The 17348-nt window shown below is 66.3% G+C and carries 17 protein-coding genes; 14 read left to right on the forward strand and 3 right to left on the reverse strand.

Annotated elements, in window-relative coordinates:
* Positions 1-14: 14 nt before the first annotated feature.
* The 3 genes from GJG85_RS31590 to GJG85_RS31600 all read left to right on the forward strand — a co-directional run bounded on the left by GJG85_RS31590 (position 15) and on the right by GJG85_RS31600 (position 5669).
* Entirely contained in the window at positions 15-4241 is a 4227-nt protein-coding gene (locus GJG85_RS31590) for a YadA-like family protein (protein ID WP_204384757.1), read from the forward strand.
* Between the two features lie 131 nt (positions 4242-4372).
* A complete protein-coding gene (locus tag GJG85_RS31595; protein WP_050013647.1) occupies positions 4373-5035 on the forward strand; it encodes an OmpA family protein in 663 nt (220 codons plus the stop codon).
* A gap of 316 nt (positions 5036-5351) precedes the next feature.
* On the forward strand, positions 5352-5669 hold the full coding sequence (locus GJG85_RS31600; RefSeq protein WP_204384759.1) for a hypothetical protein: 318 nt from the start codon (positions 5352-5354) through the stop codon (positions 5667-5669).
* A gap of 266 nt (positions 5670-5935) precedes the next feature.
* On the opposite strand, the gene GJG85_RS31605 is transcribed toward GJG85_RS31600, so the two are convergent.
* Positions 5936-6124, reverse strand: coding sequence for a hypothetical protein (locus GJG85_RS31605; protein WP_050013539.1), 189 nt, complete (start codon positions 6122-6124; stop codon positions 5936-5938).
* 311 nt (positions 6125-6435) lie between these two features.
* Between GJG85_RS31605 and GJG85_RS31610 the strand changes: the two genes are divergently transcribed.
* From GJG85_RS31610 to GJG85_RS31650, 9 genes are all read left to right on the forward strand, one after another.
* Positions 6436-6651: a DUF3820 family protein gene (locus GJG85_RS31610; protein WP_204384761.1), complete on the forward strand. Its 216-nt coding sequence runs from the start codon at positions 6436-6438 to the stop codon at positions 6649-6651.
* A 148-nt stretch (positions 6652-6799) separates the two neighbouring features.
* Complete coding sequence (locus tag GJG85_RS31615; RefSeq protein WP_050013537.1) at positions 6800-7309, forward strand: hypothetical protein; 510 nt, start codon at positions 6800-6802, stop codon at positions 7307-7309.
* A 214-nt stretch (positions 7310-7523) separates the two neighbouring features.
* Positions 7524-8039, forward strand: coding sequence for a hypothetical protein (locus GJG85_RS31620; RefSeq protein ID WP_089490082.1), 516 nt, complete (start codon positions 7524-7526; stop codon positions 8037-8039).
* Positions 8040-8143: 104 nt separating this feature from the next.
* Positions 8144-9295 carry a c-type cytochrome gene (locus GJG85_RS31625; RefSeq protein WP_050013535.1) on the forward strand — a complete coding sequence of 384 codons (1152 nt, stop codon included), beginning with the start codon at positions 8144-8146 and terminating at the stop codon, positions 9293-9295.
* Between the two features lie 13 nt (positions 9296-9308).
* Entirely contained in the window at positions 9309-11063 is a 1755-nt protein-coding gene (gene ctaD / locus GJG85_RS31630) for a cytochrome c oxidase subunit I (RefSeq protein WP_089490081.1), read from the forward strand.
* Positions 11060-11671, forward strand: coding sequence for a cytochrome c oxidase subunit 3 (locus tag GJG85_RS31635; RefSeq protein WP_124637479.1), 612 nt, complete (start codon positions 11060-11062; stop codon positions 11669-11671). Before ctaD ends, GJG85_RS31635 begins: the two co-directional genes overlap by 4 nt.
* Positions 11668-12387 carry a heme-copper oxidase subunit III family protein gene (locus tag GJG85_RS31640; protein ID WP_050013532.1) on the forward strand — a complete coding sequence of 240 codons (720 nt, stop codon included), beginning with the start codon at positions 11668-11670 and terminating at the stop codon, positions 12385-12387. Before GJG85_RS31635 ends, GJG85_RS31640 begins: the two co-directional genes overlap by 4 nt.
* An 8-nt stretch (positions 12388-12395) precedes the next feature.
* On the forward strand, positions 12396-12737 hold the full coding sequence (locus GJG85_RS31645; protein WP_050013531.1) for a cytochrome C oxidase subunit IV family protein: 342 nt from the start codon (positions 12396-12398) through the stop codon (positions 12735-12737).
* A gap of 56 nt (positions 12738-12793) precedes the next feature.
* Entirely contained in the window at positions 12794-13111 is a 318-nt protein-coding gene (locus tag GJG85_RS31650) for a high-potential iron-sulfur protein (RefSeq protein ID WP_124637480.1), read from the forward strand.
* A 251-nt stretch (positions 13112-13362) separates the two neighbouring features.
* On the opposite strand, the gene GJG85_RS31655 is transcribed toward GJG85_RS31650, so the two are convergent.
* On the reverse strand, positions 13363-13833 hold the full coding sequence (locus GJG85_RS31655) for a MaoC family dehydratase (protein WP_124555073.1): 471 nt from the start codon (positions 13831-13833) through the stop codon (positions 13363-13365).
* A 58-nt stretch (positions 13834-13891) separates the two neighbouring features.
* On the reverse strand, positions 13892-14983 hold the full coding sequence (locus GJG85_RS31660) for a carboxymuconolactone decarboxylase family protein (RefSeq protein WP_204384763.1): 1092 nt from the start codon (positions 14981-14983) through the stop codon (positions 13892-13894).
* Between the two features lie 253 nt (positions 14984-15236).
* Here GJG85_RS31660 and GJG85_RS31665 point away from each other — a divergent pair, with 253 nt between their 5' ends.
* Entirely contained in the window at positions 15237-15995 is a 759-nt protein-coding gene (locus tag GJG85_RS31665; protein WP_176015979.1) for a glucose 1-dehydrogenase, read from the forward strand.
* Positions 15996-16069: 74 nt separating this feature from the next.
* Complete coding sequence (gene ccrA / locus GJG85_RS31670; protein ID WP_050013527.1) at positions 16070-17347, forward strand: crotonyl-CoA carboxylase/reductase; 1278 nt, start codon at positions 16070-16072, stop codon at positions 17345-17347.
* The last annotated feature ends 1 nt before the right edge of the window (position 17348 follow it).

The following is a 17348-nucleotide window of genomic DNA, read 5'->3' on the forward strand; positions in this document are numbered from 1 at the left end:
CGAGGGAAAACAAGATGAACAAGTCGTTCAAGTCGATCTGGAACGAAGCACTGGGCGCCTGGGTTGCGGCGTCGGAGCTCGATCGTGCGCGCGGAAAGCGGGTTGCGTCGTCGAGAAGAGCATCCGCGCATGCGGCAGACGCGGGCATCGGGACGAACCCGACGCTTTCGCCCAGACGGCTCGTCGTGATGATGGCGGCCGCGTATCTCGGGCTGTTCCAGGCCAGTGCGCATGCGCAATATTCGGCAGGTGGCGGCTCCGCGACCGGTGGCGCCAGTTCGACGGCGATCGGCAACGGTTCCGTAGCGTCGCAGGTGAACGCTACCTCTTACGGCAATCTGTCGACGGCGGCTGGTCAGTCGTCCACGGCGATCGGCCCGGGCGCGCATGCGATGGCCGACGGCGCGACGGCCATCGGCATCAATTCGCAGGCCACCGGCTTCAACGGTGTGGCGATGGGCGTGCAGTCGATTGGCAGCGGCGCCTTTTCGGTTGCCGTCGGCAACCTGTCGAGTGCGACGCAAAGCGGATCGGTGGCGATGGGTAGCGGTGCGGTCGCGACGGGTGTGTCGGCCATCGGCCTCGGCAACAATGCGCTGGCGTCCGGTCAGTATGCCGCGGCGCTCGGTCTCGGCGCGAGCGCGGTAGGCGCACAAAGCGTCTCGCTCGGCTATGCGTCGAATGCAATCAATACGGGCTCGGTTGCGCTCGGCAATCAGTCGACGAGTTCGGGAGCGGCCGGCGTCGCGGTGGGCAGCGGCTCGCTGGCTGCCGGAAATTCGGGTGTGGCGATGGGCGTCAACAGTGGCGCGAAGGGTACCGCGTCGATCGCGATCGGCTGGGGCGGCACGGCGGGCGTGCCCGGTTCGGGCACGCAGTCGCTCGGCACCAATTCGATCGCGATGGGCTCGAATACGACGGCCAGCGCCAACAATGCGCTTGCGTTCGGTGTGAACACTGTTGGATCGGGCGTCAGTTCGATCGCGATGGGCATTCAATCGAGCGCGACGCAGCAGTTCGGCCTGGCGTTGGGCAATCTCGCGCTCGCCACCGGCGTAGGGAGCACCGCCCTGGGCTCCAGCGCGACGGCATCGCAGACCAACGCGTTCGCGGCCGGCACCTCCAGCACGGCGACCGGCACCAATGCGATCGCCTTGGGCACGCAGGCCACGTCCGCCGCCACGAACACGGTCGCCTTGGGGGCTGCGTCTTCCGCGATCGACGACGGCAGTGTTGCCATCGGCGCTTCGTCGATCGCCGGCAACAACACCGGCACGCCAACCTATCGTGCTACGGCAGTCGGTACCGGCAGCCAGGCGACAGGTCAGTTCTCGTCCGCATTCGGCGCGACCGCGGTCGCGACAGGTACTGCCGCCGTGGCGATCGGCGATGCCGCCAGTGCGTCGGCCGCCAACGCGATTGCCATGGGAAGCAGCGCCACCGCTGATTCCGGCAACGCCGTCGCGATCGGCACAGGCGCCACCGCGACGGGCGGCACGGCGGTTTCCATCGGCGCGGGCAACACTGCCGTCGGCAACGGTGCGGTAGCGATCGGCGATCCGAGCTACGCCAGCGGCACCGGTGCTTTCACGGGTGGTGCGAACAACATTGCCAATAGCGACGGCACCGCATCTGCGACGGTCACCAATCAAGCCAATGGCGCGGTGGCGATCGGCAACAACAACAAGGCGATCGGTCAGGGCAGCATCGCGTTGGGCAACGGTTCGACGGCGGGCGCGGCGGGGATGGCCGGCAATATCGCGTTGGGTGACGGCGCGACGGCGGCGACCCGTGCCGGCGACGTCGCGCTCGGCTCCGGGTCGGTGACGGCCGCGCCGAATCCGACTGCGACCGGAACGCTCGGCGGCGTCATCTACAACTACAAGGGCACGAATCCGACCAGCGTCGTCAGCGTCGGCGCGCCGAACGCCGAACGTCAGATCACCAACGTCGCGGCCGGGCGTGTCGATGCGTCGAGCACGGACGCGATCAACGGGTCGCAGCTCGCCGCGACGAACACGGCGCTCGATTCGCTGTCGACGTCGACTGCATCGAGCATCACGTCGCTGTCCACCGGCGTGTCGTCGTTGTCGACCGGCCTGAGCTCGACCAATAGCACGGTAACATCGCTGTCCACGTCGACGTCCACGGGCATCAGTTCGCTGTCCACCGGCCTGAGCTCGACCAACAGCAACCTGACGTCGTTGTCCACGTCGACGTCGACCGTCGTCGGCTCGCTGTCGACCGGCCTGAGTTCGACCAATAGCACGATCACGTCGCTGTCGACGTCGACGTCGACCGTCGTCGGCTCGCTGTCCACCGGCTTGAGCTCGACCAACAGCACGATCACGTCGCTGTCCACGTCGACCTCGACTGTCGTCGGCTCGCTGTCCACCGGCTTGAGTTCGACCAACAGCAACCTGACTTCGCTGTCCACCGCCACGTCGACCGGCATCGGTTCGCTGTCGACCAGCCTGAGCTCGATCACGAACAACAACACGAACCTCGGCAACAGCACGGCCGGCGCGATCGGCGGCGGCGCCACCTACGATCCGGCCACCGGCACCATCTCCGCGCCGTCGTACGTGACGTACAACAGCGACGGCTCCACCACGATCAACAACAACGTCGGCTCGGCGATCGACAACATCAACGCGAACGGCATCAAGTACTTCCACGCGAACTCCACCGCGCCGGACAGCCAGGCGCGCGGCCTGGACAGCGTCGCGATCGGCCCGAGCGCGATCTCGCGCGTGGACGGCAGCATCGCGCTCGGCTCAGGTTCGGTGGCCGACCGCGCGACGGCGCCCGCCTCCGGCATCATCCGCAACGGCAGTGCGTCGATCCCGTTCGACACGACCGACCAGACGCTGCTCGGCGCGGTATCGGTCGGCGATGCGACGAACCGGACGTACCGCCAGATCACCAACGTCGCCGACGGCACCGGCCAGCAGGATGCGGTGACGGTGCGCCAGCTGACCGGTGCGCTGCAGTCGTTCGCGGTCACGGGCCAGAAGTATTTCCACGCGAATTCGACGGCCGGCGATTCGCTCGCGGTCGGCGCGGAATCGGTCGCGGTCGGGCCGACGACGGTCGTCAACGGCGACAACGGCGTGGGCATCGGCAACGGCGCGATCGTCGACCAGACCGCGCCGGGCGGCATCGCGATCGGGCAGGCGGCGAGTGCCGCGCAGGCCGATGCGATCGCGCTGGGCAGCGGCGCGACGGCGACCGGCGCGCAGTCGGTCGCACAAGGCGCCAACGCGGTGGCGGTCAGCGTGGGCAGCGTCGCGCTCGGCTCGGGGGCGCGCGGCAGCGCGACCGATGCGCTTGCGCTCGGCGCAGGGGCCTCGGCGACGTTCGCGAACAGCGTCGCGCTCGGCGCCGGTTCGCTGACCACCGTCGGCGCGCTGACGAACTACGTCGCGTACGGGCTGAGCAGCCCGCAGTCGTCGGCCGGCGAAGTGAACGTCGGCAACCGGCAGATCACCGGGCTGGCCGCCGGCAAGAACGGCACGGACGCGGTGAACGTGTCGCAGCTCGATTCGGTCGCGAACCAGCTGACGACGTTGATCGACCAGCGCACGACCAACCTCGGCGGGCAGTACACGACGAACCCGCCCGGCGGCAACGTGCCGCCGGGGGCGAGCGGTTCGAATTCGTCGGCGGGCGGATCGGGGGCGGTCGCGTCGGGCTCGAACAGCACGGCGGTCGGCAACAGCTCGACGGCGTCCGGCAACGGCTCGACTGCGATCGGCGTGGGGTCGACCGCATCGGGCAACAACTCGACGGCGCTCGGCGCTGGCAGCAACGACGGCGGGCGCTCGAACGTGGTCGCGGTCGGCTCGGCGGATTCGGCGCGCCAAGTCGTGAACGTCGCGGCCGGTACGCAGGGCACCGACGCGGTGAACGTGAACCAGCTGAATGCGGTATCGAACCAGTTCACGCAGTCGCTGAACACGGTGAACAACCAGCTCACGCAGATGCAGCAGCAGATCCAGCAGACCGACTCGATGGCCCGCGAGGGGATTGCCGCGACCGCCGCGATGGCGTCGATCCCGCACATGGACCGCGATTCGAACTTCGCGATGGGGGTCGGCACGGCGACGTTCCAGGGCCAGAAGGCGATGGCGGTCGGCGTGCAGGCGCGCGTCACGGAGAACCTGAAGGCGACGCTGAACGGCGGTTTCGCCGGCAGCCAGCGCGTGGTCGGCGCGGGCGTGCTGTATCAGTGGAAGTGATCGCGCGCAGCGGTTCGTTCCGGCACGCGTTGCCGGATCGGGCCGCGCCGAACGCAAACGCAAATGCATGCGCGTGCGGTCGCGTCATCGCGCCGCGCACGCTGCGCCCATCGCATTCTCGGAGTAATCAAGTGAAAAACATCCATCTTGCCCTGCTGACGTCCGTCGTTGCCCTCGCGGGTTGTTCGAGTGCGTCGGGGCCGACGTACAACGCGTACGAACTGCAGTCGCGAAACGGCATCCGGACGTTCCAGGTCGACTGTCACGGCATCCTGTCGACCGCGAAGACCTGCATGAAGGTCGCGACGCGCATGTGCGGCAACGAGCCCGTGCGCCTGGTCGACACCACCACGCCGTACCGCGACGGCGCCGATCCGCATTCGATCGTGTTCCAGTGCGGTGCGGCGCTCGCGCCGGCCGCCGCGGTCGTTGCGCCGGCGCCCGTGTCGGCCGAGAAGGTGAGCCTGACCGGCGATGCGTATTTCGCGACCGACTCGGCCGTGCTGACGCCCGCGGCCACCGCCGCGCTCGACACGCTGCTGAACCGGCAGGGCGACCGGCATTTCTCGCGCGTGGAAGTGGACGGCTATACCGACGCGACCGGTTCGGATGCGCACAACCAGGCGCTGTCGAAGCGCCGGGCGGATGCGGTCGCGGGGTATCTGCGCGAGCACGGGCTGAAAGCGGATGCGTTCGCCGCAACCGGTCACGGCGAAGCCAATCCGGCGGCGTCGAACGATACCGCGGAGGGGCGCGCGCGCAATCGTCGCGTGGAAATTTCGCTGCGGAAGTGAGAGGTCGTCAGCGAATGGCTGCGGGCGTGGCCGTCGAAACCGGACGGCTCGCTTGCGGCAGGCGCCGTCCGGAGACGCAGGCGGGTGAGTCCCGACGCTCTCCAGTTCAGCGACACGTGTTTTCCCCAAGGGAAATGAGTGGTATGAACAGCTCGCGGCTCCCCGACAAACTGGCCGAGCCGCTGAATGACCGGCCCAGGCCGCTGTTCGCCTGTCGAGCCCATACGTTTGATCCGCCGCAAGCGCGCACCCATCGCGGCTCGCATGTTCGCAATGGACGAGTAAACTGAGGATGCCGTAGAAACAGGAGAATGCGATGATCGACGCTGGCCCCCAAAGCACCTTCCGAGGGCTGCCGCTGACCGTGGAGCAAGACGCGGAAGTGAGGCACTACATCAAGGATCGGACCCGGCGTGGGCTGCCATGGGACACGTCGGAGTTGAGCGCGATGCTCGAGGACATGCTGCATCCCCCAGGCGACGGCGACAGCGATGTCGCCTCCGACGCAGGCGAAACCATCGCGGCGGCCGAGCGCGCAACGGCGTCGGTTGACGAAGCGATGGACCCGATCGAGGCGAATGAGGAGTGGAATGCGGCCATGGAGTCGGAGGGCATGAAAGGCCCCAGACGATAGATAAATCGGAGCAACGACGCTCCGGTTCCCGGCAGCGCCGCATACGAGGCGTGCGCGCCGGATGCCGGGCGTTTCAGGAAAGGCGCGTGCGCCGTACACGGTGGGACTGTTGATGCGCAGGGCGACCCCATCGCGAGAATCACGACACGCAATTCGTCCGTTCGCAGGGAATTTCGTACGCAGCCGATCGCGCCACCGATGTCACATGGCGCCAGCGGAGCCGCCAGCCGCATCACGTCGCCGAGCGCCCGGAAGCGGGCGCCATGTCAGTGCCTGAGCACGCAGACGGCGACGATTTCGTATCCGGGATCGGCATGCGCGTGCGCTGCCTTTTCCGCTTCTTCGTACGAAAGAAACGACGTGGCATCTTCAACCGCCGGTGCCATGCCGATATCGCCATCCTCGGCGGTACACAGGAATTGCTCGCCAGTCTTCACGACGTAGACGGACAACATGATTCCCTCCATCGTTTGCAGGGGGAAATTCCAGTCTAGCAGGCCGGAAACGGGGCGCGGGCGGTTTGGAGCGGCCTTTCCGTGAGGTCGTTGCCGAAAGGGCGGCCGCGTCGAATGTCCGTGCGTCAATCCGGCCGGCGCATCCGGATTCACCGAGGCTTGATCCGACGGGCAACCGGCGCCGCCGGCCGGAGGTGATCGATGGCCGTCACGCTGGAACTGCGTCACGATTCGGCTTCCCTTGAAGGGTCGAATCCGGCCTTCGATCGCTCGGCCCCCGACGCGAGCGGAAAGCCGTGCACAATACCCGCATGCAAACCCCAGACCTTGAACAACTCGTCACCGTCACCATGCCCTTTGGAAAATACAAGGGACGGCCGATTGCCGACCTGCCCGGGCCTTACCTGAATTGGCTGGCCCGCGAAGGGTTCCCGCACGGCGAAATCGGCCGGCAGCTTGCGTTGATGCACGAAATCGATCACAACGGCCTGCGGCACCTGTTGGAGCCGTTGCGCAAACACGGATAGCACCCCTCTCAATCAGCGGCGCATGCCCTGGCATGTCACGCGGGCGCATCGCGCATGCATCGCCGCCGTATGGCCCGCGCGCACCTGGCGCGCCGCCGATGCTGACATAGAATGGAAAGTGCGATTGATTGCAAAAAGGGGTGTCAACATGAGACGCCTTTATTTCCTCGTACCCGATACGCTGACGGCGAAGGCGATCGTCGATGACTTGCTGCGCGCGCGCATCATCTGGCGCCACATCCACGTCCTCGCGAATCACAGCGTCACACTCGATCAGTTGCCCGAAGCATCGTTGCTGCAAAGCAGCGATGTCGTGCATGCGCTCGAGCGCGGCGTCGCGCTCGGCGGTGCGGCCGGTGCGCTGATCGGCCTCGTCGCGCTGGTATTTCCCCCGGCGGAGCTCGTGATCGCGGGCGGCGCCGTCGTCGGGTTGACGTTGGCAGGAGCGGGTTTCGGGGCGTGGACCGCCGCGATGATCGGCATCTCCGAGCCGAATGCGCGACTCCAGCGATTTCGCGACGCCATTCAGGAAGGCCAGATCCTGATCATGGCCGACGTGCCGGCATCGCGAGAGCAGGAAATCGAAGAGATGGTCGCGCGGCATTTTCCGAACGCGGACCTGGAAGGCGCCGAGCCGACGACACCGATCTTTCCCTGACGCGCGACAGCAAGCCGGCCTGCCCGATACGCGCGTTCAGCGACGCGTGTCGTCGAGCGCACGGCCGCCACCGCGGGCCGCGCGCGCAGCGGGCCGTTCGCACGTCGTGCCGGCAACCCTGCCCGCCATTCGGAATCGCGCAGGGCGCCGGCCCGATGCGCGTGACGCCGTCGGAACCGAAGCGTCGACGTCGAATCGTCGACAAGGAGGTCGTATGGAACTGCACATTCGATCGCACCATTGGGCGCGTCGTACGCCCGACTGGGTCGCCGCTGCCGTGGCGGGTCTCGCGGGCGGTGCGCTGGTGATCGCGCTGGAATTCGTCTGGTCGACGCTCGTGCTCGGCGCAAGCCCTTGGCAACCGACACACAAGATCGCGGCGATGGTGATGGGCCGCAGCGCGCTCAGCCAGATGACGCAATTCAACCTTGAAATCGTGGCGATGGCGCTGCTGCTGCACTACGTGCTCGGCGCGATCATGGGGATGATGCTCGCCGCGGTCATGGCGCCGTTCCGCCTCGATTCGAGCGTGGGCATGGAAGCCGCCATCGGGCTGGCGTTCGGGATCGTCGCGTATGGGTGGAACTTCTACGTCATGACGGCCGTGTTCCCGTGGTTCGTCTCCGAGCGGGGGGCCGGGCCGTTGCTGGCCAACCTGTTGTTCGGCGTGGTTGCGGCCATCACCTACGGCAGGCTGGAACGATTGCGCAAGCGGAACGTGGACGACTGACGCATCGCGTTTCCCGCCGCGCCGACCTTGAACACGCGGCGCCCGCGGGAGACGCGGAACCCGGTGTCGGCGGCTCCGGAGAGCGACACGCAGCGAGGTGGCCCATGACCCTTGCGATTGCCCTGGTCCTGATCGTCATCCTGGCGGTGGGGTTTCACTTTGCCAGTCCGTGGTGGATCACGCCCATCGCGTCGAACTGGGTGCGCATGGACGACATGCTGACGATCACGCTCGTCATCACCGGCGCATTCTTCGTCGCAATCAACCTGTTCATCGTGGTCGCGCTCGTGCGCTATCGCCACCGCAGCGGGCATCGCGCGACCTACGAGCCGCACAACCGGCCACTGGAATGGTGGCTGATCGGCCTGACCGCCGTCGGCGTGGCGGCGTTGCTGGCGCCGGGCCTGTTCGTCTACGCCGACTACATCCGGCCGCCGCGCAACGTGCTGCAGATGGAAGTGCTCGGCCAGCAATGGCAATGGCGCTTCCGCTTCGCCGGCCCCGGCGGCAAGCTGGGCACGACGGACGTGCGCTACATCAGCAACGACAACCCGTTCGGCATGAACCCCGCCGACCCCAACGGCCGCGACAACTACCTGATCGAGACACCCGAGGTGCACCTGCCGCTCAACCGGCCGGTGCAGGTCCTGACACGGTCGCGCGACGTGCTGCACGACTTCTACGTCCCGCCGTTCCGGGCGCGCATGAACATGGTGCCGGGCATGGTGACGACCTTCTGGTTCACGCCGACCAAGGCTGGGCGTTACGACATCCTGTGCGCGCAGCTCTGCGGGATCGGGCATTCGACCATGCGCGGCGTGGTGGTGGTGGAAGACGAAGCCGCGTTCTCGCGCTGGCTGGCGCAGCAGACCACGTTCGCGCAACAGCAGCAGGCCCGCGTGCAGGCCGCCCCCGCCGCGGCCGGCGGCAGCGCGCAGGCGCTTGCCGACCTGGGCAAGACGCTCGCGGCCGCCAAGGGCTGCGTCGCCTGTCACACCGTGGACGGCACGCCGCGCGTCGGCCCGACGTGGAAGGGCCTGTACGGCAAGACCGAAACGATGGCCGACGGCAGCACCGCGAAGGTGGACGAAGCCTACCTGCGCGCGTTCATCCGCGATCCGACGGCCCGGGTCGTGAAGGGCTTCTCGCCGATCATGCCGCGCTTCGACCTGAGCGAGCAGGAACTGACCGCGCTGGTGGCCTATATCAAGGCGCAAGGCGGGCCGGCCCCCGCAAGCAGCGCAGCCCAACCCTGACGGAGCGGATGCCATGCCCCACGCGCACCTCGACCATGTCCCGCACAGCTTCTGGACCCGCTATGTGTGGAGCCAGGACCACAAGATCATCGCCGTGCAGTACGCGCTGACGGCCATCGCCATCGGCCTGGTGGGCCTCGTGCTGTCGGACCTGATGCGGCTGCAGCTCGGCTTTCCGGGCAAGTTCGCTTTCATCGACGCGAACCACTACTACCAGTTCGTCACCATGCACGGGATGATCATGGTGATCTACCTGCTGACGGCATTGTTTCTCGGCGGCTTCGGCAACTATCTGATCCCGCTGATGCTGGGCGCGCGCGACATGGTGTTCCCGTTTCTCAACATGCTGAGCTACTGGGTTTACCTGCTGGCCGTGCTGGTGCTGGCGGCGAGCTTCTTCGTGCCGGGCGGGCCGACCGGCGCGGGCTGGACGCTGTATCCGCCGCAGGCCATCCTGCCGGGCACGCCGGGCGTCGAATGGGGCATCGTGCTGATGCTCGTGTCGCTGGCGATCTTCATCGTCGCGGCCACGATGGGCGGCCTGAACTACGTGACCACCACGCTGCAGGCGCGCACGCGCGGCATGACGCTGATGCGCATGCCGCTCACGGTGTGGGGCATCTTCATCGCGACCGTCATGGCGCTGCTGGCGTTTCCGGCGCTGTTCGTGTCGGCGGTCATGATGCTGCTCGACAGGACGCTCGGCACCAGTTTCTTCATCCCGGCCGTGGTGTCGATGGGGCAGACGCTCAAGCATGCCGGCGGCAGCCCGCTGCTGTTCCAGCACCTGTTCTGGTTCTTCGGGCATCCGGAGGTCTACATCGTCGCGCTGCCGGCCTTCGGCATCGCGTCGGACCTGATCAGCACGCACGCGCGCAAGAGCATCTTCGGCTACCGGATGATGGTGTGGGCGATCGTCGTCATCGGCGCGCTGAGCTTCGTGGTCTGGGCGCACCACATGTTCGTCGCCGGCATGAATCCGTACTTCGGCTTCTTTTTCGCGACGACCACGCTCGTCATCGCCGTCCCGACCGCCCTCAAGGTCTACAACTGGGTGCTGACGCTGTGGCGCGGCGATATCCACCTGACCGTGCCGATGCTGTTCGCCATCGGCTTCGTCAGCACCTTCGTGCTGGGCGGGCTGACCGGGCTCTACCTCGGCAACGTGAGCGTCGACATCCCGCTGTCGAACACGTACTTCGTGGTCGCGCATTTCCACATGGTGATGGCCGTGTCGCCGATCCTGGTGGTGTTCGGCGGCATTTACCACTGGTACCCGAAGGTGACGGGCCGCATGCTCGACGACAGGCTCGGGCGCGCGCATTTCTGGATCACCTTCGTCGGCACCTATGCGATCTACTTCCCGATGCACTATCTCGGCATCCTTGGCATGCCGCGGCGGTATTACGCCTATCAGGGCTACAGCTTCATTCCGCATTCGGCACAGACGCTCAACACGTTCATCACCGTCGTCGCGCTGATCGTCGCGGCGGCGCAGTTGCTGTTCCTGTTCAATCTCGCGTGGAGCCTCGCGCACGGCCGGCGTGCCGACGGCAATCCGTGGCGCGCCACCACGCTGGAGTGGCAGACGCCGCAGACGCCGCCCGTGCACGGCAACTGGGGCGCGGCGCTGCCGGTCGTCTATCGCTGGGCATACGAATACAGTCCGCCGGGACAAGGGGAAGACTTCGTGCCGCAAAACCAGCCGCCTGCGGAGGTGCCTGAACCGGTCCATCCGACGCTTCACCCCGGCGAGGCACGCGAATGACCACGCTGCCGCGCCCCTTCGTTCCCGACGCGCCGCCCGGCTTGCCGAATGCGGGCCGCACCGGCCTGATCGTCTTCATGGCGGTCGCCACGACGTTGTTTTCGCTGCTGCTGCTCGCCTATGCGATGCGCATGCGCGAACCCGACTGGCAGCCGATCCCGCATCCGGCGCTGCTGTGGTGGAACACCGGTGCGTTGGTGCTCGCAAGCGTCGCGATGCAGCGTGCCCGGCAAACGGCCGTGCACCGCATGGCGTGGCTGGTGGGCGGCGGCGTGCTGGCGGCCGTGTTCGTGATCGGGCAACTGACCGCCTGGCACATGCTGGCGGCGGCCGGGCAGACCGTCACCGTCAATCCGTCCAACAGCTTCCTTTACCTGCTCACGGGCCTGCACGGGTTGCATGTGCTGGGCGGGCTCGTGGCGTGGGCCGTGACGATCGCGCAGCTCCGGCGCGCGGATCCATTCCGGGCCCGGCGCGCCATCGCGCTGTGCGCGCTTTACTGGCATTTCCTGCTTGCGGTCTGGCTCGTGCTGCTGGCGGCGATGTGGTGGCTTACCCCCGGGATCGTCGCCGCGATCTGCGGGCCGCTGTATGGAGCCGCGCCATGACCTCGCCCACGGTGCACACCGAATCCGCTGCCGAATCGCCGGCGGCCCGGCCCGCCGACGCCCGGCCCGACGGCTGGCGCGGCATCGTCACCGACTGGTCGGCCGACCGCGAAGCCTTCAAGGTGCCGTGGGGCAAGGCGATGATGTGGATCTTCCTGCTGTCGGACACGTTCGTCTTCAGCAGCTTCCTGATCGGCTACATGTCGGTGCGCATGTCGACCACGGCGCCGTGGCCCGACACGTCCAAGGTGTTCGGGCTCACGGTGGGCGGCCTGGATGTGCCGTTGCTGCTGATTGCCATCATGACGTTCATCCTGATCACCAGCAGCGGCACCATGGCGATGGCGGTCAACTTCGGCTACCGGCGCAACGCCAGGCGCGCCGGCGCGCTGCTGCTCGCGACCGCGCTGCTGGGCGCGAGCTTCGTGTCGATGCAGGCCCTCGAATGGACCAAGCTGATCGTCCACGAAGGTATCCGGCCCTGGGGCAACCCGCTGGGCGCGGCGCAGTTTGGCGCGTGCTTCTTCACGATCACCGGCTTCCACGGCTTTCACGTGACCTGCGGCGTGATCTACCTGCTGCTGATCGCACGCAAGATCCGGCAGCCCGGATTCGCCGAACACGGCAACTTCCAGATCGTCGAAATCGCCGGCCTGTACTGGCACTTCGTCGACTTGGTGTGGGTGTTCATCTTCGCGCTGTTCTATTTGTGGTGAGGCAGGCCATGGAGCATACCGATCCCGCCGATCGACCCGACGCCGCACACGGCCAGCAGCATCCGATCGGCCTCTACCTGAAGATCTGGGGCCTGCTGTTCGTGCTGAGCACGTTGTCGTACCTGGTCGACTACTTCAACGTGCAGGGCTTGCCGCGCTGGGTGCTGATCGTCGTGCTGATGATCGCGAAGGCCGGGCTGATCGTGTCGATCTTCATGCACATGATGTGGGAGCGGCTGGCACTCGTGTATGCGATCCTGATACCGCCGTTGTGCCTGCTGGTGCTCATGGTGCTGATGGCGGCGGAAGCGCATCACACGTTCGGGATGCGGGCGCTGTTCTTCCACTGATTCATTCGACGGCCGATTCGCGGACATCCGTTCACGCAAACATGGAGGAGGACGCCATGAAGTTTTCACGCCGACGTTTTATCGCAACCACCACCGTTCTGGCATCCGCACTGGCCTTGGGACGCCGCGCGGCGGCGGATGCCGGTGCCGGTGCCGTGAAGGAGTCCGATGCAAATGCCCAGACGCTCGGCTACAAGACGGATGCCAGCCGGGTCGACCATGCGAAGTTCCCGAAACTCCAGGCGGGCGAGACCTGCTCGAACTGCCAGTTCTTCCAGGGCAAGGCCGGCGCCGGGATGGGGCCGTGCGCCATTTTCGGCGGCAAGCAGGTCAATGCTAAAGGCTGGTGCAGCGCCTATTCGAAAAAGGCGTAGCGCGGCAGGGACGGCGTGGCGGCCGTGCGGCTGAATCGTCGTGGTCGACGGGGGCGCCGGCGAACATCGTCTCGTCGACGACGATACCGAGCGACGTGCTGGCCCGCCGGTGCGTCGCCCATGCGATCGCTGCGGCCTGCCGAGCGCGTACCCATGTCGCACGTCAGGCGTCGATCATCGGCGACGAAGCGGGCTCGCGTGATCGCGGGTCGAGCGCGCGACGACGCCGGCAGTCCCGCTTCGATCGGACGTCAAACCGCCTGATCCTGCACGCTCGCCGCGTCCTTCCTGCGCGCCGCCGCATTCGTGGGCATTACCACCGCCGTGCCTTCCACGACGACGAGGCCGTCGACTTCGCAACGGGTTTCCAGCACGACCCGACGCCGGCTCGCGAGAATCTCCTTGACCGTCACCGTCGCGAGAACCGTTTCGCCCAGCTTGACCGGGCGGCGGAATTGCAGATCCTGCGACAGGTAGATCGAGCCGGGCCCCGGCAGATGCGTCGCGATCGCCGCCGATATCACGGAGGCGGACAACATGCCGTGCGCGATGCGGCCGCCGAAAAACGTTCGCTGCGCATAGGCCTCGTCGAGATGCACGGGGTTCCGGTCGCCGGTCGCGTTCGCGAACAGCTGCACGTCATGCTCGGAAAGGGTCTTCGAAAAGCACGCGTTCATGCCGGGCATGAGATCCTCGAGATCGTATCCGCCTTCATCGTTCATCGTCGTTTCCTGTGTCGTTCGTGCCGAATGGTATGGGGGAGGCGGAGCGCCTTCGTCTTCAGGCCAGCACGTTGCCGTGCTCGCGCGCCGCGTGCCGATCCGCCGAGGCGAACGACTGGTGCGCCACGGCGAGCGCCCATTGCACGGCCAGCACGCCGGCATGCGGCAGTGCGCCGACGATGGTCTCGACGATCTCGTGCCGCGATGCGCCCGACCGGCGTGCGTCGCCGATGTGCGTGGTAAGCGAGTGGGCATCGGCATTGCGCGCGAGGCAGGTCAGGCACGCGATTGACGTGAGGTGGCGCGCTTTCGCATGCTCGACCGGCTCGTCGCCCGATGCCGCACTGGCCAGCCGGTCGACGCCACGCGCGATGGCGGACGACATGTCCGCGAAGCCGCCTACCGCTGGCGGCGGACACAGGTCGCGTTGCAGCGCATGCTGCTCGGTCGGCGCGTTCGCCTGGATCTCCGCCGAGCCGTCCTGCGCGCCGTTGAGCGCACCGAACGCATCGAACACGTCGAGCACGATGCGGGACACGGGCAGGATGAGCGGCCAGCCGATATAGCCGGTCAGTTGAATCAATACCTCCGTCAGCTCGCTGCGCGTCCAGCCAGCGTGCAAACAGGCGTTCACATGTGCACGAACCGCGTCGTGCCGGTTTTCGCACGCGATGACGATCGCGAGCGCGGTGAGGCGGCGCTCCTTCGGCGTCAGCGCATTGAATGGCCGTGGCCGGCGTTGCAACAGCGTGGCGATCGCCGCTTCGGAATCCTTGAAAAGATCGACATCGAGGCCGATATCGATGTCACGCTCGCGCAACAACGCTACGATGTGGCGCATCGCGGCCATGGCCACCGGCACGCCTGCGTAATGGAGCGTCTCGAACGCCGCGTCGAGCACCGCATGCGGCGCCCAGCCGGTATTCAGCATGCCGCCCGCGTGGTATTTCAGAGCACCATCCGTATTGCCCATCGTCGCGAGCACCGCGACCGTGACGAGTTCCCGGTGCTTCAGCGAGAGGTTGGGGCGCGCGATGATGTCGGCATAAGCGCCCTCGATGAGCAATCGCTTGAAATCGGGGTCGAGACGCTCGAGCGCCGCGCTCAGGTCGACGAAGCCTTCGTCGCCGATCGCGTGAATGACGGACATGCCGAGTTCATGCCGGGTGATCGTATTCGCGCGCATAGGAGGCCGATGAGTTGAACGTGAAGTGTCGTGACGTCAGCGATGATATTCGTCCGTCCGACAATCAAATTTGAACTTTTTTCACTTTTCATCGGCGCAGGGTTTTCGCCGTCTAGAATCCATCCCGTCAAGAACCGACGATTCATTTGCGATTCGATCTGAAAAAGATTGGGGTGGTGATGACGGGGCCTGCATATCAACGCGACTGGAGAATACGATGCTGAAGCTTCATCAAAAGGTTGCCCTCGTGACCGGGGGAAGTTCGGGTATCGGCCGGACCACGGCATTGCTGTTCGCCGGCGAAGGCGCGCGGGTCGCGATCGCGTCGCGCCGCATCGACGAAGGTCTGGCCGTTGTCGAAGAGATCCGCCGCGCGGGCGGCGAGGCGCTGTTCGTGAAGACCGACGTGTCCAGCGCGGAGGATTGCGCGCACATGGTCGCGCAGACCGTACGTGAATTCGGCCGGCTCGATATCGCGTTCAATAGCGCTGGCGTGGAGGCATTCGGCAAAGCCGTGGCCGATACCGACGAGGCGAGCTGGGATTACGTGATGGATATCAATCTGAAAGGGATGTTCCTTTCGATGAAATACGAAATTCCGGAAATGCTGAAAGCGGGCGGCGGCGCGATCGTCAATATGTCGTCCACGTATGGCCTCGTGGCATCGGCATTCGGTGGTTGCAGTTATCACGCGTCGAAGGCCGGCATCCTCGGGCTGACGAAAGCGGCCGCGCTCGAATATGCGAAGCAGAATATCCGTGTCAACGCGATCTGCCCGGCGTTCGTGGCGACGGCGATGGTGGAGAAGTTTCTCGATGAAACCGGCATGACCGACCAGATCAAGGCGTTTCATCCGGTCGGCCGGCTGGGGACCGAGCAGGAAATCGCGGAGGCGGTCGCGTTCCTCGCGAGCGACGCGTCCTCGTTCATGACCGGCACCGCGCTGTCGGTGGACGGCGGGATGGCCGCGACGTGATGCGCACGACCGCGTCACGGGCGGCCTAGCGCGAGTACAACGCTTATCGGATCAACTCTTTCATGAATATTGTCATGGATACCAAAACGATAGATCTGGTTGTCGAAACGAGAAGGAACGCACCGGAACTGTTCGACATCGGCAGCGCGATTCCGCTGGGCGTCGTGCCGAAGAAAATGCACGCGTGGACGATTCGCCGTGAGAACCACGGGGAGCCGCAGCACGCATTCACGAACGAAATCGTCGACGTGCCGTCGCTCGGCCCGAACGACGTGCTGGTGCTCGTGATGGCGGCCGGCGTCAACTACAACGGCGTGTGGGCGGCGCTCGGCCAGCCGTTCTCGGTGCTGGACCTGCATGACGATCCGTATCACATCACGGGCTCGGATGCGGCGGGCATCGTATGGGCCGTCGGGTCGAACGTGAAGAAGTGGAAGGTGGGCGACGAGGTGGTCGCGCACTGCTCCCAGGTCGATGGCGACGACGAGGAATGCAACGGCGGCGATCCGATGCTGTCCCCGTCGCAACGCATCTGGGGTTACGAAACCTCGCATGGCTCGTTCGCGCAGTTCGCGCGCGTGCAGTCGACGCAGCTGATGCCGCGCCCGAAACACCTCACGTGGGCCGCCAGCGCCTGCTATACGCTCACGCTCGCGACTGCATACCGGATGCTGTTCGGTCACAAGCCGCACGTGCTTTCCGCGGGGCAATCGGTGCTCGTGTGGGGCGCGGCGGGCGGGCTCGGAACGATGGCGATCCAGCTCGCGGCGCTGGCAGGCGCACGCCCCGTCGCCGTGGTCTCCGATGCGTCGAAGGCCGAGTTCGTCAAGCGGCTCGGCGCGGTGGGCGTGATCAACCGTTCGGATTTTTCGTGCTGGGGCGCGCCGCCGCCCGTCGATGCGAAGGCCGAGTACGCGGCCTATGTCGATGAAGTCAAGAAGTTCGGAAAGGCGATCTGGGTTGCACTCGGCGAAAAGCGCGACGTCGACATGGTGTTCGAGCACCCGGGCCGCAATACGTTCGCCCCGTCCTGCTACGTCGTGAAACGTGGCGGCATGGTCGTGTTCTGCGCGGCGACGAGCGGCTACGACCTGACCTGCGATGCGCGCTACGTGTGGATGCGCCAGAAACGCATTCAGGGCAGCCACTTCGCGAACCTCAAGGAAGCGTCGCAGGCCAACCGGCTCGTGATGAGCGGCAAGATCGACCCGTGCCTGTCGGAAGTGTTTCCGTGGAGCCGCCTGCCGGACGCGCACGCGAAGATCCGCGAGAACCGGCACCTGCCCGGCAACATGGCCGTGCTCGTCCAGGCGAGCAGCAGCGACGATCTCGCCGCGGCGAGCGGCCACTAGG

The sequence above is a fragment of the Burkholderia sp. MS389 genome (assembly GCF_016899425.1).
In the GTDB taxonomy this organism is placed as follows: Bacteria; Pseudomonadota; Gammaproteobacteria; order Burkholderiales; family Burkholderiaceae; genus Burkholderia; species Burkholderia sola.